Source organism: Komagataeibacter medellinensis NBRC 3288 (genome assembly GCF_000182745.2).
Taxonomy (GTDB): domain Bacteria; phylum Pseudomonadota; class Alphaproteobacteria; order Acetobacterales; family Acetobacteraceae; genus Komagataeibacter; species Komagataeibacter medellinensis.
On sequence record NC_016027.1, the window covers coordinates 192,280 to 211,225 of the forward strand.

Below are 18,946 nucleotides of genomic sequence, written 5' to 3' on the forward strand. Positions count from 1 at the left end.
TGTCACGATGGATGAACCGATGCCGCCCCGTCCCTTCTGCCTGTTTGCCCGCTGGCGGTGCCGCCCGTGGCGGGGAGTGGGGCAAGCTGGGTGGTGCGGGCATCATGCCCGCCTGCCGGGGCAGGCGGTGCAGCAGGTAGCCACCCGCCCTCAAACCCCGCGCGTTCCAGCCCTGCGCGGATGTAAGGGTTGCGCTTCATCACGTTCCAGACCAGTCCCGTGCGCCAGTTCTCGATCATGAGCAGGATCGGTCCCTGGTCAATGCCCAGGTACTCGCTGTCGGTCCAGTAAGACTGGCCGCTGTGGAAGCTGGGGTTAAATGCATCGACAAAGCCGTAGCGACCATAGATCTTCTGGCCGTAGTGGTTTTTCATGTCGCGCAGGGTGGGCAGTACGATCTCCGGGGCGAAGGCGATGGAACCGGCGGCGGCGGTGGGCGCTATGGTGCCGTCATCCTGTGTGTAGTCACGGCCCGCACCACGGGCGGAATAGGACAGGAAATGCCGGTCCCGTCCATCCAGCTTCTGCGTTACCTCGCCCGGCCCGTCACAGGCGGTCAGGCCCCATGTGGTGGCACTGTAGCCCTGCCATTTGCCGGGATTGGCCATGGCATAGGCCCGCTGGGCGTAGACCGCGCGGCGACTGTTCTCGAAATAGTCGATCTGCTTGCCGCGCGCCCATTCATCGCGCACGCCACGGAAGTCAATCCAGGCATGGCTGTACTGGTGGCCGAACAGGGGAGCGAAGTTGAGGAAGGTCTGGCCGTAATAATTCCCCCAGCGCTGGTTGTTGGTAGCAAGCCATGCCTGCCACGATGCAGGTTCCAGCCCGTGGGTAGGAGCAGCAAGGCCAAGGATGTAGGCCATCATGCCTTCGCTGTAGCCTTCCCAGTAATTGGGGATGAACTGGTGTTCGGGGCTCCAGCCCATGCTAAGCCTGTTGTCGGGGCGTTTCATCCACTGCCAGTCCACACGCCGGTACAACCGGTCGGCCAGGTCACGGATCTCGGCTTCACGCGGGGTGTGGTAGTCATAGAAGGACTGGGCGAACAGGACGCCTTCCATCAGCAGTGCCGTGTCGATGCTGGAGAGTTCGATCTCGTGGTTGTAGCGCAGGCCGGTCGCCCTGTTGAGGAAGTGGTAGTAGAATCCCCTGTACCCCATCGCTCCATCGGCGCTGTCATTCTGCGGGCCGTCCAGCAGGTAGTGCAGCGTGGTCAGGGTGCGGGTAATGGCCTGTGTGCGGGTGATGTAGCCGCGCGTGACCCCGATGCCGTACGCCGTAAGCCCGAAGCCGATGGAGGCGACACTGCTGAATGTCTGGGCCGATGGCGCGCGGTCGGGTACCAGGCCGGTACGCGGATCGGCTGAGTCCCAGAACCACTGGAAGGTCCGGCGTTCCAGATCGCCTATCATGACCATGTCGGCGTGGTGGGCAGCCGGTGCGGCGGGCTGGCCCACTGCAAGCGCGGGCGCAGGTGGCAGGGATGTGCAATATATCAGCGCTGATATGCAAACACCCACGCGCCCCCCGGTCATACGAGGTCGCAAAGCCAGTCTCCTGCCCGTTATCGCCCGATCTTTATGAATTCAGATAGGGGATGATGGCAAGATCCCATCTATCGTTTCGCCTTTGTGGCGGTATTGCAAAGTGTAACGAAAAACCGGGACCGGCCCCTGTCAGCCAAAACGGAATCCCGAAAGCGCCTTGCCCATTATCGTATCACTGTAGTCACGCACGCCCCGGTCCTGTCCTGCGGCACCGGCGGCAAATACCAGCGGCAGCAGGTGTTCGGGGCGGGGGTGGCAGATGTGGGCACCGGGTGCCTGTGTCCAGTGGGTCAGGGCTTCGTTGCGTATGTCTGGCTGCGCTTCTACCGCATGGGTCAGCCACGTATCAAAATCGTGTGAGACCGTGTTGAATTGTGGGTTGCTACTCATGAAGTGGTGCAGGTTGTGATAGGTCATGCCCGTGCCCACGATCAGCACGTTCTGCGCCCGCAGGGGCTGGAGTGACGCCCCGATCCGCAGTTCCATGCCAGCGAGCAGGTCGCGCTGCAGGGACAGTTCCACCACGGGAATGTCCGCCTGCGGGAAGGCCAGCAGGAAGGGGATGAACACCCCATGGTCCAGCCCGCGTGTAGGGTCCTGTGCATTGGGTATGCCCGCTTTATCCAGCAGGTGGCACACCTGTGCCGCCAGGGTAGGGGAGCCCGGCACGGGGTAGCGCAGTTCATAGGTATGGGCGGGGAAGCCGTGATAGTCATAAATCAGCGACGGGTGGGGGGAAGATGTCACGGTGGGCACGCCGGTCTCCCAGTGGCCGGATACCACGACAATCCCGTCAGGCCGACAGGGCAGGGTGGCGGCAATGCCACGCAGGTGGGCTGCCATATGGTCCCACGTATCGGGCCAGTCCATAAAAAAGCAGGGACCTCCGCCATGGGGCAGGAACATGACCGGCTGGATGGAATGCGGTGCCGCCGTGGCGGGTTGCTGTGCCATGGGTATTGCCTCCCGGACGGGACCATGCTGGTCCAGTGATACTGGGTAACGTGAGTGATCAGAATTTTATCTGGAAGAGCGACATGATGCCATGAAAGTGTTCGGGTATCCTGCCATCCCGGATCTGGCCATATTCATACTGTATGGTCACGCGCATGATCGCGGTTGGCCACCAGTTCAGTGCAAGTGCCGCAGTGTGCTGGTTTCCGCCCTGTATGCCGACGGATTGCAGGTCGGCCTGTGAATAGCGGGCTGCCACTTCCAGCACGCCATATCCGTTGCACATCACGGTCTGCGCCGTGTTGCATGTGGGAGAGGAAAATGCCGCCGACCGGCCTTTCCACTGCCGTCCCCGCCCGTTGAGCGTATAGGCAAGCATGCCGTACCAGCCATGGAAGTGTGGTTGGTGGCTGTATTGCGGCGCGCGGGTATGGAGCATGATGTCATAGCCTTCCGCCTGTACCAGCAGCCTGCGCCATGACAGCGCTCCTTCCACGCCGAATGCGCCCCCGGCATCGACCGCGATTCGCCCTGTATTGAGGTATCTGGACACCGTACCGGGATTAAGTTCGGGGTTGTCGGACAGTGCCAGGCCGGGGCCTGCGCCGTGCGCGCTGGCGGGGTGGAATATCCACTCCCCCGAAAAACCCAGATGCAGCAGGAGCGACCGGGTCCGCACCGGCAGTCCCACCACGCGGAAGGCCATGGCGCGCTGGTTGCCATCTACGCCGGGGCCGGCCGTGCCTGCCGTGGCGGATACGGCAATATGGTAGCGCCTGCCATAACTTTCGGCCTGTACCGCCTCACGCTCGATACCCGTGGCAAGGTTGCGGGTTATGGTGGAAATGCTGGAGCGCTCGACAAAAACCGTATCGCCTTGGGCCGCCATGGATTCCAGCCCGAAGCTGGGTTTGAAAATGCCCGCCGTAAACACGAAATGCCGCAGGCCGGTATAGGAAACCTGCCCTTCAAACAGCCGCATGGGGCCAGCGGGCGCGGGGCCGAAATCCCATATCGCCCCGATTTCCACCTGTTTGTGGATATCAATCCGCACGCCATTGCGCAGCCGTGCCGCACGCGCGCCGGTGCCGGGGTGGGCGGGGCCTGCATTGGCAAAGCCGCCTACGTCAAGCTGGTCGGTGGCATAGGGCTTGATGGTTACGCCATGCAGGGCCAGTGCAGGCACGCTCTGGGCCTGGGCCGTCGTGTAAAAACAGGCCAGCAGACCTGCTGCGGCAGGTCCGGCCCGCAACCGGAATGACAAGGCTTGGTATCTCCACGTAACAGGCGATATCAGGTTCGTGTTCATACCATGGGCCTGCCGCGAGGCGGGCAGTCAAATTATTGTTGCGGCCCATTGCCGGGGGTATGTGGCGCGGGCGGGCTGTATGCCCGCTCAAGCGGATGGTCCTTTGCCCGCATGACCCGCCCCAAGGCTTCCTGCCCGAAGGATGGGGCATAATCCGTGCCTGTCCACGCCATTTTTCCGCCCACCATCACGTGGCGCACCACCCCCGTGGGGCGATTGATCACCTGCCTGCACCCGAACTGGGCACGATGGACGAAGGCATAGGTTTCTTCGGGTTCCCACGCATGCAGGGCAAGGGGGTCGATCGTGCACAGGTCGGCCTGCGCACCTACCTTTATGGTCCCGGTATTGAGGTTGAAAAAGGCGGCGGGCAGGCCGGTCAGCCTGTGCACCGCATTGGCCACCGTATCCATGCCGCCAGCCTGCTGCGCGATCTTGAGGAAGCGCAGGTTGCCATCATAAAATCCGATATTGGCCAGATGGGCGCCGCTGTCGTTGAAGCCGGGCAGGGTCTGTGGGTTGAACAGCAGGCTGGCAAGGGTGGCGGGATTGCGGTTGGCAAACGTCGTCTCCCACCGCAGGTTGGTATCCCATTGCCGTAGCAGGTGCAGAAGGAAGCTGGCGTCATCCCCCACCGGGTTGGGGAAGGTCGCAAAGAACGCAGCCTCTGTCGCGTCATATGCGCCTCGTCGACCATGTGATTTCTGCCACCGGCGCAGGCGGTCATAGGGGGCCTGTAAGTTCTCGCCGTTCCACTGTGGTAGCGGGCATTCGGCCACGGTCATGTCGGCCAGGTTGCGGGTCAGCACAGTTTCTTCCTGCCGCAGCAGGCGGCGCAGGCGTGCCAGTGACCAGCCCGTCTTGCCCTGCATCCACATTCGACGGAAGGCCGCGATCCATTGCGGGTCATCCATGATGCGCGCCCGCCCCTCGCGGTCGTCCAGTTCCAGTTCGTTCAGTGCGCACAATTCAGGGATTTCGTCGGCCAGAGGATTGATGGCGCCGTCGCTCCAGACCCGGAACGTGCCGGACAGTACCTGAAAGCGGAATATCCCCTCCAGCAGGCGTGAATTAAGGATGGCGGAGAGCATGAGGCACAGCCTGACCGCCATGCGGTTGGTCTGCAGGTCAATCGCGGCCAGTACAGTGGTTTTGAGCGGGCGGCCGAACAGTCGCCCGCTGGTCAGCAGGAAGGCGCGCATGGCCTCGATTATGTCATCCTTGGGTGGCGTTGCCTGCCATACCCGGCCATAGCGGCGCACGACACCGGTCAACTGCCTGAGTTCCCGGTAGCTGGCGTACTGGGTCGGGATCTTGCGTTTCTTGTGTGGATCGTTGGCCAGGAAGTGGAAGGGCAGGGCATCGGTTGAAAAACCGGCGTAACCCTGCGCCATGGCCGCATCAAGCAGCAACTCCATGCGTCCGCGTTCGCGCCGTGTGGGGCTGCGGCTGATCGACTGCTGCAGGCCCATCACTTCGATCCGCAGCATGGAATGCGGCACGAGTGGCACGACATTCGCCCCCAGCGCCAGCTCGCCAAGATGGTCAAGATACCCCTGTGAATCCGACCATGTGCAGGTATTCGCAACCTTGGCCAGAACGGGTTTGGGCATGTTTTCCACGCGGGCGAAACAGTCCACGATCGGGTCTTCCCCGTCACGGCGCTGGTTGCCGTATGTTACCCCGATGGAGCAGTTGCCGATCACCACCGTGGTCGTACCGTGACGCACCACTTCGGGCAGTTCGGGGGAGAGCTCCAGTTCAAGGTCAAGATGGGTATGGATATCCAGCAGCCCGGGCATGAGCCACAGGCCGGTACAGTCCACTTCCTTGGCCTCCCCCTCTACCTCAAGTGCCGGGCCAATCGCGGAAATCCTGCCACCAGATACGGCGACATCGGAAATGACGGGCGTGCTGCCCGTCCCGTCAAACAGGATGGCATTTCGGTAAATGGTATCAGGCACACGGACCTCCAGACTGGGATTGCGGGGCGGACAGGGCGGAAAATTCCGGGTCTGTCGCTTATTATAAGCGGTACGGCAGCATCATGCATACAACATCGCGATGCGACTGTGGTTCCGCCATGGCTGGTGGTGGGCGTGGTTTGATGGCAGGCGTGCCGTCTGTTAAGCCTGCGGCCCCATATGGAGGAGGAGACAGAGTGGTGACCCCATCAGCCCATCCGCAGGGTCCATGCCCGTGCTGACGCGCCTGTTCCCGCTATGGGCCGTGCTTGTCTCGGTTGCTGCTGTGCTGTGGCGCGCGCCCTTCGTGGCGCTGACGCCTGCCATCACGCCGCTGCTGGCCTTCATCATGTTCACCATGGGTGTTACGCTGCGGGGGAGCGATTTCGTGCGTATCGCACGCCGTCCGGCCCCGGTTCTGGCCGGGGTGGTGCTGCATTACCTGGTCATGCCGCTGGCGGCCTGGGTCATTGCCCACCTGCTGCACATGCCCCCCATGATCATGACTGGCATGGTGTTGGTGGGCTGCGTGTCCAGTGGCACGGCCTCCAATGTCATGATCTACCTCTCACGCGGGGATGTGGCGCTGTCGGTCAGCATCAGTACGCTTTCCACGCTGGTGGGTATTGTGGCCACGCCGCTACTGACCCGGTTCTATGTCTCGGCCGGGGTGAGCGTGGACAGCTGGGGGCTGTTTTGCAGCATCATGGAGATCGTGGCCCTGCCGGTTCTGGGCGGGGTTGCGGTCAACACGCTATGCGCGCCCGTAATCCGCAGGGTGGAACCGGCGCTGCCATTGGTCGCCATGGTGTCGATCATGGCCATTATTGGCAGTATCGTCGCGGGTGCCGCGCCAGCACTTGCTGCGGTCGGCCCGCTCGTGCTTGTAGGGGTGGTGCTGCATAATGCGACCGGGCTGCTGGGTGGATATTGGGGTGGGCGCCTGCTGGGGTTTGATGAGGCGGTCTGCCGCACCCTGGCGCTGGAGGTAGGCATGCAGAACTCTGGCCTGGCGGCAACCCTGGGGCGGCTTTATTTCTCGCCGCTTGCAGCATTGCCGGGAGCAGTCTTTTCGGTATGGCACAATATTTCAGGCTCGGCGCTGGCGGCCCTGTGGGCGGCCCGCCCGCCACGCGATCAGAATGTCTGAACCCCGATCGCGGTCGCACGCCGGGGTCAGGGCGTGGGGGCCGTGCCGGGCGGGTAGAACAGCAGGAACAGCACGATGATGAACAGCACGACAGGCAGCAGGCCCAGGCCGTTGAAGCCCGTACCCCTTGGTCTGCCATACCATCCGGAGCGGAAGCCATAACCCCCGCCACCAATAGCGAGGATGAGCAGGATGATGATGAGAAGGGTCAGCATGGGAAAACTCCACAAGATGCCTGCCCAACCAACGTGGCCCGATCCCGATGGTTGCCCGGCGGGGCTGCGCCATTGCGCGCCATCTGGATTGCCTGCTCCCGGCTCCCATATGTGCTGTAGGTGCGTGATTGTTATGCCGAGGTATGCTGGTGATTCCTTTCTCCGTTCTTGACCTGTCCCTCATTACGCGCGGCCATGGCCCGGCCGATGCTTTTCGCAACACAATGGACCTTGCCCGGCTGGCGGAAAGCCTGGGCTGTGCGCGGTACTGGCTGGCCGAGCATCACGGCATGCCCGGTATCGCGTCCGCCGCGACCGCCGTCCTGATCGGTCAGGTCGCGGCAGCGACACGCCATATCCGCGTAGGCGCAGGCGGGATCATGCTGCCCAACCATTCCCCGCTGGTCATAGCCGAGCAGTTCGGCACACTGGAATGCCTTTTTCCTGGCCGGATCGACCTTGGGCTGGGCCGTGCGCCGGGGTCGGATCCGCGTACCGCACGTGCCTTGCGCCGGGACCCGCATGCTCCTGAGCGTTTTGCCCAGGATGTGGAAGAACTGCTGCAGTATTTTGAACCCGCCATGGATGATACCCCCCATATTGTCCGCGCCATTCCCGGTGCGGGTCTGCGGGTGCCGGTCTGGCTGCTCGGCTCGTCGCTGTATTCTGCCGTAATGGCGGCGCAACTGGGCCTGCCCTATGCGTTTGCCTCCCATTTCGCGCCTGCGCAAATGGAGGAGGCGATCACCCTCTACCGCCACCGCTTCATCCCGTCAGAACGCTGTGCGAAGCCCCATGTCATGCTGGGCATAAACATGGTCGCGGCCGATAGCGCGGGGGAAGCCGCCCATCTGGTCACATCGCTCCAGCAGTATTTCGTGGCATTGCGGCGCGGTCGGCCCATTGCCTTTCCGCCGCCGGTGGTTGATGCCACGGGCCTGTGGTCGGGGGCGGAGCAGGCCATGCTGAACCATGCGCTGGCCTGCACCTTTGCCGGCACGCCTACCACAATCGCGCACGCGCTGGGCACCTTCGTGCAGCGCTACCAGCCCGATGAACTTCTGCTTGCATTGCCTGTGCACGACCACGCTCAGAGGCGGCGGGCGCTTGAACTGGCCATGGCGCTGAGGCTGGATCTGGACATGCCTGACAGGCGCTGAAGGGCCGCAGCGGGAAGGATGACCGCCTTGACAGGTGCCCGTTCTAAGGGGGGCTCTCCGAGAGCGTCGTTTTATTAAGAATTTCTTCCGTAAGTTCAGGAAGTGTCTGGTCCCTGCACCCTGATCGGGTGCAGGGAAGCGGGAATGGATGCAGGAGCTTCATCGTTCCTGACGATATATGGGCCGCCTGCAAGAATTTCGAGACAAAGCAGCCCCAGATGAAGGCTGGCCTGCCCGTCCAGCGGCAGGGCATGTGGCGCGGGGCATACCACCCATCGGGGTTCCCAGTGACAAGATGGTCGGAAATGGGGCGTGCTGTATTGCCTTCAAACAGCTTGATGTTCCCGATCAGGACACCCAAGGCGGCTTTAACTGGTCATGGCAACACCTTCGATTATATACTTTTTGAGGAGTTGGTCGAGTGCCTCTGCTGGTGTTTTCCAGTCAAGTACTCTTCGTGGTTTTGTGGTTAATTCTTAAGAAACTTAAAGTAATAACAAAGTACATAACCACTGACTGATATGTGAAGTGACGTAGTGCATCATTTCTGATTCTCTTTTTTGGGAGAGACCCGTCCATCATGGACGCCTTCAAAAAACTTCCTGACACTTCTGAATCCCCACACCGGCCATCTGTTGCGCGGCAAACGGATCGAAATCTGGCTCCAGGACGAAGCGCGGATCGGGCAAAAGAACGGTGTCGTTCGGCAAGAGGCCAAACGGGCAACCCGCCAGCGCTATGCCAACGCCTGTCTGTTTGGGGCAATCTGTCCCGCATGAGACAAGATCGCAGGCCCCGCTCTCCCGTTTATCGGCACGGACAGCATGCAACTGCACCTCGATGGGATTGCGCGCTGTGTGGCCCGGGGAGCTCGTGCCGTCGTTCTGCTTGATCACGCGCCATGGCATAACGACCGCCAAAATCAGACTGTCGCTTAACGTCGGCCTGATCTTCCTGGCCTCGCGCGTTCCCGCACAGAACCCGGTCAAGAATGTCTGGCAGTTTTCCTCCACGCCAACTGGCTGTATCAATGCCGCCTGTAGCGCGTGGAACAACCTCGCCGCGTTCCCTGGCACCATCCGTTCCATCGGCCGCAGAAAATGGTGTCATAAAAGTCAAAGACGATAGCCGTTGGTATTATAAATGTAACGTCGGATCAAGAAGAGTGCGGCAGAGCCAGAAAGCAGCGCGCTCCCCTTGGTCGAGTGTGTACCACCAGATCATAGCTCATCCCCCGTTATCAAACGTGACTCAGGGTTCGCGATCAAACATCAACTGCGTTGATGTATATACGTGCTAACAGCTTGCCCTATTCGCTGCAAACGGGATGTTGCCTCCACTGGATAAGATCCGATCGCTGTTTCACCCGACAACATCAGAAAGCGGGCACCGTCCAGAACTGCGTTGGTAATATCGCTGATTTCAGCCTTGGTGGGGTATGGGTGCTCGATCATGGTGTTCAGGAGTTCGGTCGCTACGATAACTGGCGTTTTCTGTCTTTGTGCTGCTGCCAAAATGCTTTTCTGAAATAGACATACCAGTTCGGGACTGGTTTCGACCGCAAGATCACCTCGGTCGATCATGACCATATTGGATGTGGCGATAACTTCATCCATATGGTCCAGCCCCTCCTGATTTTCTAACTTGGAGACGACACCCAACCGCTCTTGCGTTATGAGATCACGAATTGCTGCGACGTGTCCCGCGCTTTCTACAAAACTGATACCAACAAAGTCCACGTCATTTTCTTGGACGAAGGCCATCATTTCACGGTCATGATTCGTAACCAGTGGTCGCTCGAAGCGAGCCTGCGGCACATTAACGCCTTTGCGGCTTCGCAGCACTCCATCGACGTTTGCCCGGATATGTACGTCGCGCCCGTATACTTTTTCCACGGTGAATGATAGATGACCATCATCGGCGTGAATCTCGAGGCCAGGCATCATGAATTCATGAAACTGATCGAAATTGACCGGTATTTTGATTGAACCGTCATGCTGTCGGTCAGTGGTCAGGATAATGACATCCCCGGTCCTGAACGCGGGTTCATGAACCAGAGGTATTGTCCTGATCTTCCTGCCGGGAATGTCCAGAAGAACAGGAATACCGGGTAAAGTTTCCTTTATCAGCCTGATTGTTCGCCGGTGCCATTCGCTTGTGTTATGCGAGCCGTTCAATCTCGCCATTGTCATGCCTGCACCATCAAGCGCCAGCAGCATCTCACGATTTGCAGAAACAGGACCGATTGTCGCCACAATCCCGGGCGGTGAGCACTCAGGCAATGATCGTAGCTCCACCCGGATTTTTGCGGGGATCACGCCAGAAAGTACCACCTGCCAACCGGGAAGAAATTTCGGGAGGAATAGATAGTCTGCGAGGTATAGCCCCAACTCGCTCACGCACGATATGCTGACCGGGCGAATTCAGGTTCTGGTCGAACGCAACAGGTTCTTCAAATTGTACGCGTTCAAAATCGTAGCGCCATGCAGGAAGCTGGAGTGCATCGGTGAGGATGGCCATTGTTTCGGCCGGATCGTTCACCAGACGGTCATAATCGACCACAATAAGGTTATGCGCCATATCACCATGATAGGCTTCATTGAAAGCTCGCCAGCAGAAGCCGAACGGGCCGTCTGCCGCAAGGATATAGTCTATGCGGCTGTAGAGATTGCCCCGGCGTTCGATGGGCACGATTTTTGATCCCAGCAGCGGATTTTTCTGAATGAGACGCTCGAAGGAATCAATAATCCAGACCGGATCCCGTACGCAGCAGATGACTTTGGAACCGGGAAAGAGTGCATTTGCCAATCCAAGACGGGTACACCAGATGCGGCTGTTATCAATGATCATCGGTTGTTGACCTTCGGGCGCAGACAGCTTGCCGTAATAGTTCAGAAGCACGCCCTGCAGGACCCGATCGCGGGTTTTGGTGTCAAATTCGGTCTGGTATTCTCCCTCAACCATGACCGAGGTGAGTTTAACGATCATCGGTGCAACGGGAGAAATATACCCCGCTTCGGCTACAACCGGATTCTGGCGTAGGATTGCGGCAAGCAGGGTCGAACCTGACCGCGGCAGACCGGACATGAAGTGGACGAGCGGTGAAAGCATGAACACAAAAACCACAAAGTTTGCGATCTCTGCATTCTAGAAAATTGATAAATATGGCCTATTACCCATCCGGGTAGCCAATACGTTACAATATGTTTCAAATTGGTCGTCCATACACATCATGGATGTATCAGGCCAAGTTGAATGGCGCGTACGACAGCCTGTACACGATTGTGGCAACCAAGCTTCTGCATCAGGTTCTTTAGATGATGTTTGACGGTATTGTCGCTTATCGAAAGAATGGAACCGATTTCGATTGTGTCTTTGCCCTGGGCAACCCAAAGGAGACATTCTTGCTCTCGCTCTGTCACAAGCGGTTGGTCATCATGACTCAGCAGTTTGGCGAGTTGACAATAGCGCGTGTGATATTGACCAACAATCATTTGAAGCAGTGCTTGTGTCTGGAAGTCGATCTCTTTTTCAGGTGAAGCCACACTCACAAGAAGTAGCATGCTCGGGGTTAAGTAAAGCGGGATGGCGTGCCCAGACTGAAAACCGATATCCCTGAATTCATTCATTATTTTTCGCTGGTCCGCATTCCGGATATACACCTGATTCCAGTCATAGGGCGTCAGACCGTGGTTGACGGGATCTATGACAGGATCAATCTTCTGGTAATTATTCTGGACGTAGTGTTCCAGCCACTGTTCAGGATATGTCGTGTCGATTAAGTAACGGTCTCCAAGCCGGGTCTTGTGGATTGTCCCCGCAGCATGAGCAAACGGCCCAAGTCGGGCCACGAGTGTCCGAAAAGACTGGTTCAGTTCATCTATTTCAGATGCCTGCCGCATCGCAGCAGCCAGATCGATGACGTTTTCAAAGAGATAGATCATTGTCTGGTCAGCGATACCTATATCCAGTCGTTACATCACATTCTGGATTTACCACTTGAAACGTACGCCAGCCGTTACAGCGGCGGAGCCTACGTTGCTACCTGTATTGGTCTGTCTATGGCCACCAAAGGCGTTTACAACAAGGTCCATGCCCTGCACGCCTTTTACGGGATAAGCTGCTGTGATCGTTGTTCCCTGCTCCAGCGGAATAGGGCTGCTCTGGCTATGTTCGATTGCAAAAGGGCCAACATGATCCAAATTCTTAAGGTCAGGCGACGTCGCAAACGAGCGGGGGGAGGGGGCGCTCTGATAAAAACTTTCCTGTAAGGTGCGCGAGTTCGGTGTTGCGGATGGACTGGAAAGTGGAACCGAGTGTGGCGAAGATGACGAAGCGTTCTGGGGAGTAAAATAAGCGACCCCTGGTGCTTTGACTGGCGTGGCAGATGCTTTCCATGGAATACCGAACAGACAGAGCTGCAAGGTCAATGGAGCGTATGTCCGAAGAAATAAGACCGGTCGCATTTGCATCACAGTATGGTATCCTTCGAAAAGCATCATGTTTCCCCAACGACAACCGGGATACGTTTACAGTTTGCAGTTTGTTGTGCGTAAGACACATATAGCGTGTAATGCGATTAGATATTCATCAATATATGTGTCGGTATATTTCTATATAGGAAGAATAATAATTGAGGTTGGAATAGGTAAGCATTTTTTGCGACGGTTCACGTGGGCAGTTTAGCCCACTGAGTAAGTATTTTCAGGAATTTTGCAGGCGACCGATACACAGGGATATATCGTCGCGGCCGTAATGCATCCTGCCGACATCCAGGATCGTGACGGCGCGCCGCTTGTCGCGGCCCGGATCAGGTTCTTGCTTCACTGATTTCGTCATCTGATCGGTGATGGAAGGATATGCTGGCGAGACGTTATGTGGTGCGCTGGCTGAACTTGGCTGATGGATGATCGTCAAACGTAGCGATCAGGCCAGAGACTTCGTTGTCCTGCCCAAACGCTGGATAGTGAAGCGCAGCTTTGCATGGCCCGGACGTTGCTTCACGAAGGATGTCAAGGCAACAATCTCGTCATCCCACGTGTGGTTGATGATTGCCGCTATCCGCAGAGTTCTACAAAAAATCAATCAAACCGCTTTCTGATACAAGTTCTTATATCAATCTGCATGCTCGCCTGTATAGTTGGATGTATATCTGGAATGCATTTTCCGGTCTATGTATAGCATCGCGCGTCATGCTATTTCTTGTAGTCGAAAAGTCGAAAATATTATGGGGATGATTAGATCATGCGTAAAACTACGAGACAACATCTCGTTTGCGTCGCGTTCTCAGTCGGTTTATTTGGAACATTAGCTTCCTTGATGTCGACGACGTATGCTGACCCAGATGTAATGCCAAGAGAATTCGGACACTGCATGGTCGGTCCTGCTCCAAATACATTTGAGGAAGTTATTGTATTTTGTGGAGAGATGAAAACGGAGCCAAGTATCTTAATAAGAACTACGATTGACGTGGAAAGCCCGGAAAAAAAAAGGGTTCCAATTTTATATTATTATGAGCTCCATAACAAAGATATAAATAAAAACGTCACGTTCGATTTTGGCTCCTATCATCACATCAACGGTTGGGTTACGAACCCACCAGGAGGGTGGGCCGTGAAAGATGATGATCTTTCACACTGGACGCCAGCACTTCAAGCACTAATGAGTGCTGAAACCTTCAGTGCCACGAGCGATTCAGGTACGAGTACGGTAGATTTAACCGGCTTTAGCCAAGCCTTCCAATATTTCGCAAGCGAATATAAAAGAATTCATCACCAGCCTTTTCCCGCATGGCATTGAGGCGGTCGACTTTCTGACCGTCCGCGTTTTCCGGTCAAATATCGGGAAACGCGGATATGAATTATTTGGCCATTTTGGCCTTTTCTTCATCAACCCTATCCAGCAACGCCTTGGCTTCATTTGGGGTTATGATATCCGTGAAGGCGGTTCCATCTGTCGCGACGAACTGAAATTCCCACGGATGGTCCAAGCTGGCGATATATTCAACCGTGCTACGCAGGATGGGTGACAGCAGTTCGACGCTATGCGCGCAATCCATCTCGATCGTCTCGCGGGGCAGGAACCCGTCGACAATCCCGCCATGTGGCACGATTGTTTCCGAGCACTCGCCATTCTTGTTCGTCTGGTTGACGTTGATGAACGCAGGGCCGGTACTGTCCATATATTTCATGTGGGCATAATCCCGGAATTCACTGCCGGTATACGCTTTCTTGCCCCATGCTCCGGCCCCCACGTAAAACAGCGCATCGCCAGGCTTCCCAAGTGGACTGGGCTTCGTCAGGATGGCTGCATCCAGCCATGCCCGCCCCTCATCCACCGATCCCTTTAGCGGTAATCGGTTCTGTCCGATCATGATGGCCTGATCCCAGGGCTGGTTCACGACCATCGTTTTTTCCTGAATTTCTGCCTCGGACATTTTCATGAGCCGCTCTTCGCGACTTGCGAAAGCGGATGTGGAGACACCTACCAGCAGGATGGTCGTGGCAAGAGCGAGACGATATGACTTCATGGGAAATACAGATCTCCGGGTTCCTGATGCAACCGACTGTATCAGCCCGGCTGTCTGACACCATGCACAAACCAGCATAAGAGCCTTGAGGGATCCCGCAATGGCCCGGTTCTTCCTTCCTCCCCGTGCTGAATAGGGTCGCACACCGTGCGCTTTGGACAATTTTTGAATAAGCAGGTGTCTGGGCAAATGATCATGATACCGACATGCCCATTATGCCACGGCTCTCCCTCAACGACACCGGAGAACCAATTCGAGGTCTTACGCGACAGGAAGATCCTCGGTCATCGCTCTTCCAGCTCTTCCGCTACGCAACCCGGGGCGGTGGTAATCTTATACCAAAGGGCGTAGCCACTTCATATACAAGTCAGTGGCTACGTCTTTTGGTATAGACTGCCCGCGTGAACCGTCGCAAACAATGCTTACCTATGTCAGCCCCTTTAAAAAAGGCAGCGTCCGGAAACGTTTATCATTTTCAGGGAAAATTCTGGATCTGGCAGGTATGATCCTGTAATTCCTCTCCCGATGCATGATCGCCATGCTGCAGATCGATCCGGTCATCAAGCAGGACAAAACCGGGCCGCCCATCAGCCTGTGCCATCCCCGCTATAACCAGCGTATGCTGGCCCATTTCACTTGCCGGATCCGCCATATCCGTTGCCAGGAGTTGAAAGGGGCGGGCACCGGACAGGACAGGCAGCAGACGCGCTCGATATCCATGCCCGTTCAGTGACAGTGCCACCCATTTTGTACCAAGCTGTGGGCGCGCCCAGTGCAGGGCTACTTTTACATCCGGGCGGATGCAATCCACATGGATATGCAACTGGTTCTGTGTCCGGCCATAGGCTGAATTGATGGCCAGCGTCATATCATCCATCGGCAGGGGATGCGCCAGATGGCGGTTGACACGTTCGGTCTGTTTCCAGGCATAGGCGAAGTAATCCGGCGCATCCTTTTTTATGATAGCCGGATCTTCCATGCCCGTTACACGCTGCGTTGGTATAAGAAGATATTGTGCCGGGCCGGTATGGTCCTTCAGCACGGCGTAACCGGCGCGGACATTCGTTTCCTCACACGGCACGGTTCCTTGCTCATCCGGTTTGATCGTACAACGCTCATGTACAATATGCCACAATATATCCGGGTTTTCAGATGCGTGACCTGCCATGACTTCCGCCAGCCAGAAAACCATAGCCGCGGCCACAGGCATGCTGAAAGATTTTATGGCGGATAACCTATGTCTGGTCATTGATCTGGCAGATCCCTGCTCACTGTTCAGAAATTGGTGGATATGGTCACAACACCTGTAAATGGCGCCTGCAGGTAATAGGCCGGACTGCTGCCCTTGATGGTCGAACCATTGACCCCGGTCGTAGCATTGGCATTGGTCTGCATTGTATAGACGCCACTGCGGAAACGCGCGTTTGTCAGGTTGGAAAGGTTGACTTGTATCTTTGGCGTCTGCATGAAGCCGATCGTTCGGAATCGATACCCGAAATTAATATTATCCGTAATGAACTGTGGAATGCTGTTATCGTTCATCATTGTTGAATACTGTTTTCCGACATACTTGATCTGCGCGCCCGCAAAGAAATGGCCATCATCATAATCCAGACCTAGTGCAGCCTGTACCTTTGGGCTTTCGACCTGTGTTTTGCCCTTGGTGGCAAGGTAATCAGTGCCCTGCACGCCATTGGCATAAGTTCCGACTGCACGCAAGTTGTTATCAATCCGAGCATCCAGATACTCAAACGAGGCATAAGGCCGCAGGTGATACTTGAGCGGACGTGTGCCGATCTGAATATCCACACCGCGACTGGTCTGCCCACCCGCATTAACCGACTGGCTGTAGCTTGCCCCGTTCAGGTAATAATCAACTGTCAGCTGACGGTTGGTAAAGTTATAATTAAAGAACGAAATGCTACCAATGATCAGAGGGCCATTGTAACGATAGCCAATTTCTTCCGAGATTGAATATTCTGGGTTGCTGGCACCGCCCATCTGCGAAATCGCACCAGTTGTATTGTTGCGCTGGTCTACTAGTGATGTATTGCTGGGCATCTTGAAATTGGTCGCGCCCATTATGTAGATCTGGTGTTGTTTATTGAATTGCCAGCTTATGCCAAGCTGGGGTAGCGGTTCGGCAGAATGCAGGTTGCGGTTATAGGTTGTGCCGGGAATATCGTTATAGACCCGGCGGGTGACCATGGCTTCCTTGAAGCCGACATCAATATGCAGTCTCTTGTTGAAGTAATCCATGCTGTCACCCACAAACAGCATGTTGACTTGTGACAGATTGAGGAAGTTGCGATAATCATAATTCTGGCCATTGGGCATTTTATATACACCCGACGTGCCCCAGATGTTTGACGGCTGACCCGTTGCCTGGTTGACCATTCCAACGGGAGAAAACTGCTCTAGATTGGCGTATTCATACCAGTAGCCCGCCGTTATGTGATGGTGGCTGCCCAGACGGTAATTGAATTTGAGCGTATTGCCCGAGCGGATCTGCTCCTGATTGGACGGGGTAAGAACCAGCGTGGAGCCATCAGAAGGCAGGACACCACTAAGCTTCTGGTCACCATAATAGGTCTGGTTCGCGTTCAGCACCGATGCGCCGGTACCGTTACCCTGACCAAACCAGAAATAGGCGGTATCATCAATCGAGAAACGCGGCGTGACCTCGATATGCGTGGGCGCTGAGGCAATGATGTTACGGAAGGGGTTTGCATGCAATTTATAATATTGCGCGCCCTGACTGTTCACTCCTGCATAATTTGACAGATAGTTCGTATCGTACCCCGTGGTATTGTACTGGGTATAATTGGGGTTCAGGTAAGAATCATTGATCTGGTCATTATATGAAATTGTGATGCCGGTATTGCTACCGTTACTAAAATCCTTGCGGACCTTCAGGTCATAATGAAACTTCTCATCATGGCCGGGGCCACGCCAGTGATCGGCATAGGTATGGCCGAAAGAAAACATAGCCCGCACACCGGTATTGCCGATATCGCCCGAGTTATAGCGGATAAACTCACGCTTCATGCCAAATGAGCCGAAAGTGGCATCAAATAGCCCGCCACGCTTATGTGTCGGGTTGCTCATGGTTGCAGAAACCAGGCCCCCCGCCGCACTGATTACAGGACTGTCCAGATTGACGGAACCGGGCTGTAGCGAAACGGATTCCAGATCTTCCGCCTCCAGCACTTCGTTGGCATAGAAAGCACCACCGCCAATATCGTTCATCGGCATGCCATCAAGTGTCCAGCCGATTTCCGTCTGATTAAGGCCACGTACCGACATACTGCCCGACTGCAGGCCGAAGGGGTCCTGATCGTTCACGTTGGCGCTTGGCATCATTTTCAGGACCTGTTCGACATTCGTCGTAGGTGACTGCTTGGAAATGAAATCACGCGAGACTGTCTGGATTGCCTTGGGCGCGGTTTCCACTCGTAGCAGCCCGCCGCCGGGTTGCTCGCGCTGCCCGGTGGCATGACTGGACGAGACATGGATGACCTCGGGGGCGCTTACCGGTGCGACACCATCCATAGGCGTCGTGGTTTTGGTTGCCAGCTTCCCCGGATGGAGGTTTTTTGCTTTCCCCGTTGCCGTGTTGCCAAGGGTGCGGGCAAGCGCATCATTCGTCCCGATACCACTTAATAACGAGCAGGCCAGCAGGCTGGTCATGGAAACACGCAATAGAACCGTCAAGATCACCTCCAACACACATGCCTCCGGTATGGGCACGAGGTTGGAACAGGCATGACCCATGCCTTGCACGCACCCCGGGACCACCCGGCATTATTGTTACGTCTCTCATCAACGGGCCTGCCATATAGGCAAATCTATTCCGCCTGTATCATTTGCGCATTGACATCCTGCCGCCATAATGGCGGTGACAGGATAATGAATTCAAAAACAAGACCTGTTCCTGCTTTCATTTTATTTGTAAGATATGCCGCAGCAGGCTGCTATCATTCAACTAAAAATAAATGCAATTCACATAAATCAATATAAAATATACATGTATTATTGGCTATTATTAAAAATATAGCCTTCTATTGCGATGTGCCTCCAGACCTGTTTCCCGCAGCGTCAGATTGGTCTGAACT

The 18,946-nt window shown here is 56.2% G+C and carries 15 protein-coding genes and 2 pseudogenes; 5 read left to right on the top strand and 12 right to left on the bottom strand.

From position 1 onward, the window contains the following. Nucleotides 1-2: 2 nt before the first annotated feature. The 4 genes from GLX_RS00840 to GLX_RS00855 all read right to left on the bottom strand — a co-directional run bounded on the left by GLX_RS00840 (nucleotide 3) and on the right by GLX_RS00855 (nucleotide 5,777). Nucleotides 3-1,538 carry a glucoamylase family protein gene (locus GLX_RS00840; protein WP_014104165.1) on the bottom strand — a complete coding sequence of 512 codons (1,536 nt, stop codon included), beginning with the start codon at nucleotides 1,536-1,538 and terminating at the stop codon, nucleotides 3-5. A gap of 141 nt (nucleotides 1,539-1,679) precedes the next feature. Beyond that, entirely contained in the window at nucleotides 1,680-2,504 is an 825-nt protein-coding gene (locus GLX_RS00845) for a DODA-type extradiol aromatic ring-opening family dioxygenase (RefSeq protein WP_014104166.1), read from the bottom strand. Between the two features lie 58 nt (nucleotides 2,505-2,562). Beyond that, nucleotides 2,563-3,768 (bottom strand): OprO/OprP family phosphate-selective porin, encoded by a 1,206-nt coding sequence (locus GLX_RS00850; RefSeq protein ID WP_231850364.1) that lies wholly within the window; start codon nucleotides 3,766-3,768, stop codon nucleotides 2,563-2,565. Between the two features lie 77 nt (nucleotides 3,769-3,845). Beyond that, nucleotides 3,846-5,777 (bottom strand): N-acyl-D-amino-acid deacylase family protein, encoded by a 1,932-nt coding sequence (locus GLX_RS00855; protein WP_014104168.1) that lies wholly within the window; start codon nucleotides 5,775-5,777, stop codon nucleotides 3,846-3,848. A gap of 229 nt (nucleotides 5,778-6,006) precedes the next feature. Between GLX_RS00855 and panS the strand changes: the two genes are divergently transcribed. Beyond that, the gene (gene panS / locus GLX_RS00860; RefSeq protein ID WP_014104169.1) at nucleotides 6,007-6,927 is read left to right on the top strand and encodes a ketopantoate/pantoate/pantothenate transporter PanS; all 921 of its coding nucleotides are present in this window, start codon (nucleotides 6,007-6,009) and stop codon (nucleotides 6,925-6,927) included. A 26-nt stretch (nucleotides 6,928-6,953) separates the two neighbouring features. Here panS and GLX_RS00865 read toward each other — a convergent pair whose 3' ends face one another. Then, nucleotides 6,954-7,142: a hypothetical protein gene (locus tag GLX_RS00865; RefSeq protein WP_014104170.1), complete on the bottom strand. Its 189-nt coding sequence runs from the start codon at nucleotides 7,140-7,142 to the stop codon at nucleotides 6,954-6,956. A gap of 149 nt (nucleotides 7,143-7,291) precedes the next feature. On the opposite strand from GLX_RS00865, the gene GLX_RS00870 reads away from it, so the two are divergent. Both GLX_RS00870 and GLX_RS18825 read left to right on the top strand, forming a co-directional pair. Continuing rightward, nucleotides 7,292-8,302 carry an LLM class flavin-dependent oxidoreductase gene (locus GLX_RS00870; RefSeq protein WP_041247511.1) on the top strand — a complete coding sequence of 337 codons (1,011 nt, stop codon included), beginning with the start codon at nucleotides 7,292-7,294 and terminating at the stop codon, nucleotides 8,300-8,302. A gap of 562 nt (nucleotides 8,303-8,864) precedes the next feature. Continuing rightward, a pseudogene (locus GLX_RS18825) lies at nucleotides 8,865-9,430 on the top strand (IS630 family transposase); the annotation flags it as partial. A 143-nt stretch (nucleotides 9,431-9,573) separates the two neighbouring features. On the opposite strand, the gene pyk reads toward GLX_RS18825, so the two are convergent. The 4 genes from pyk to GLX_RS18830 all read right to left on the bottom strand — a co-directional run bounded on the left by pyk (nucleotide 9,574) and on the right by GLX_RS18830 (nucleotide 12,804). Next, entirely contained in the window at nucleotides 9,574-10,620 is a 1,047-nt protein-coding gene (gene pyk, locus GLX_RS16870) for a pyruvate kinase (RefSeq protein WP_231850365.1), read from the bottom strand. Beyond that, nucleotides 10,577-11,413 (bottom strand): sulfotransferase family protein, encoded by an 837-nt coding sequence (locus GLX_RS00890; protein ID WP_014104175.1) that lies wholly within the window; start codon nucleotides 11,411-11,413, stop codon nucleotides 10,577-10,579. The genes pyk and GLX_RS00890 overlap by 44 nt, the downstream gene beginning before the upstream one ends. A gap of 119 nt (nucleotides 11,414-11,532) precedes the next feature. Then, the gene (locus GLX_RS00895) at nucleotides 11,533-12,246 is read right to left on the bottom strand and encodes an autoinducer binding domain-containing protein (RefSeq protein ID WP_014104176.1); all 714 of its coding nucleotides are present in this window, start codon (nucleotides 12,244-12,246) and stop codon (nucleotides 11,533-11,535) included. 48 nt (nucleotides 12,247-12,294) lie between these two features. Then, complete coding sequence (locus GLX_RS18830; protein ID WP_148268516.1) at nucleotides 12,295-12,804, bottom strand: hypothetical protein; 510 nt, start codon at nucleotides 12,802-12,804, stop codon at nucleotides 12,295-12,297. Nucleotides 12,805-13,021: 217 nt separating this feature from the next. Between GLX_RS18830 and GLX_RS16880 the strand changes: the two are divergent. Continuing rightward, nucleotides 13,022-13,403, top strand: a pseudogene (locus tag GLX_RS16880) (transposase); the annotation flags it as partial. 143 nt (nucleotides 13,404-13,546) lie between these two features. After that, nucleotides 13,547-14,101, top strand: a complete 555-nt coding sequence (locus GLX_RS17925; protein ID WP_148268517.1) for a hypothetical protein — start codon at nucleotides 13,547-13,549, stop codon at nucleotides 14,099-14,101. A 61-nt stretch (nucleotides 14,102-14,162) separates the two neighbouring features. Here GLX_RS17925 and GLX_RS00905 read toward each other — a convergent pair whose 3' ends face one another. The 3 genes from GLX_RS00905 to GLX_RS00915 all read right to left on the bottom strand — a co-directional run bounded on the left by GLX_RS00905 (nucleotide 14,163) and on the right by GLX_RS00915 (nucleotide 18,545). Continuing rightward, complete coding sequence (locus tag GLX_RS00905; protein ID WP_231850366.1) at nucleotides 14,163-14,744, bottom strand: hypothetical protein; 582 nt, start codon at nucleotides 14,742-14,744, stop codon at nucleotides 14,163-14,165. Between the two features lie 562 nt (nucleotides 14,745-15,306). After that, a complete protein-coding gene (locus tag GLX_RS00910) occupies nucleotides 15,307-16,080 on the bottom strand; it encodes a CDP-diacylglycerol diphosphatase (protein ID WP_014104178.1) in 774 nt (257 codons plus the stop codon). Between the two features lie 26 nt (nucleotides 16,081-16,106). Then, nucleotides 16,107-18,545 carry a TonB-dependent receptor gene (locus GLX_RS00915; RefSeq protein WP_158309207.1) on the bottom strand — a complete coding sequence of 813 codons (2,439 nt, stop codon included), beginning with the start codon at nucleotides 18,543-18,545 and terminating at the stop codon, nucleotides 16,107-16,109. Between the last annotated feature and the right edge of the window lie 401 nt (nucleotides 18,546-18,946).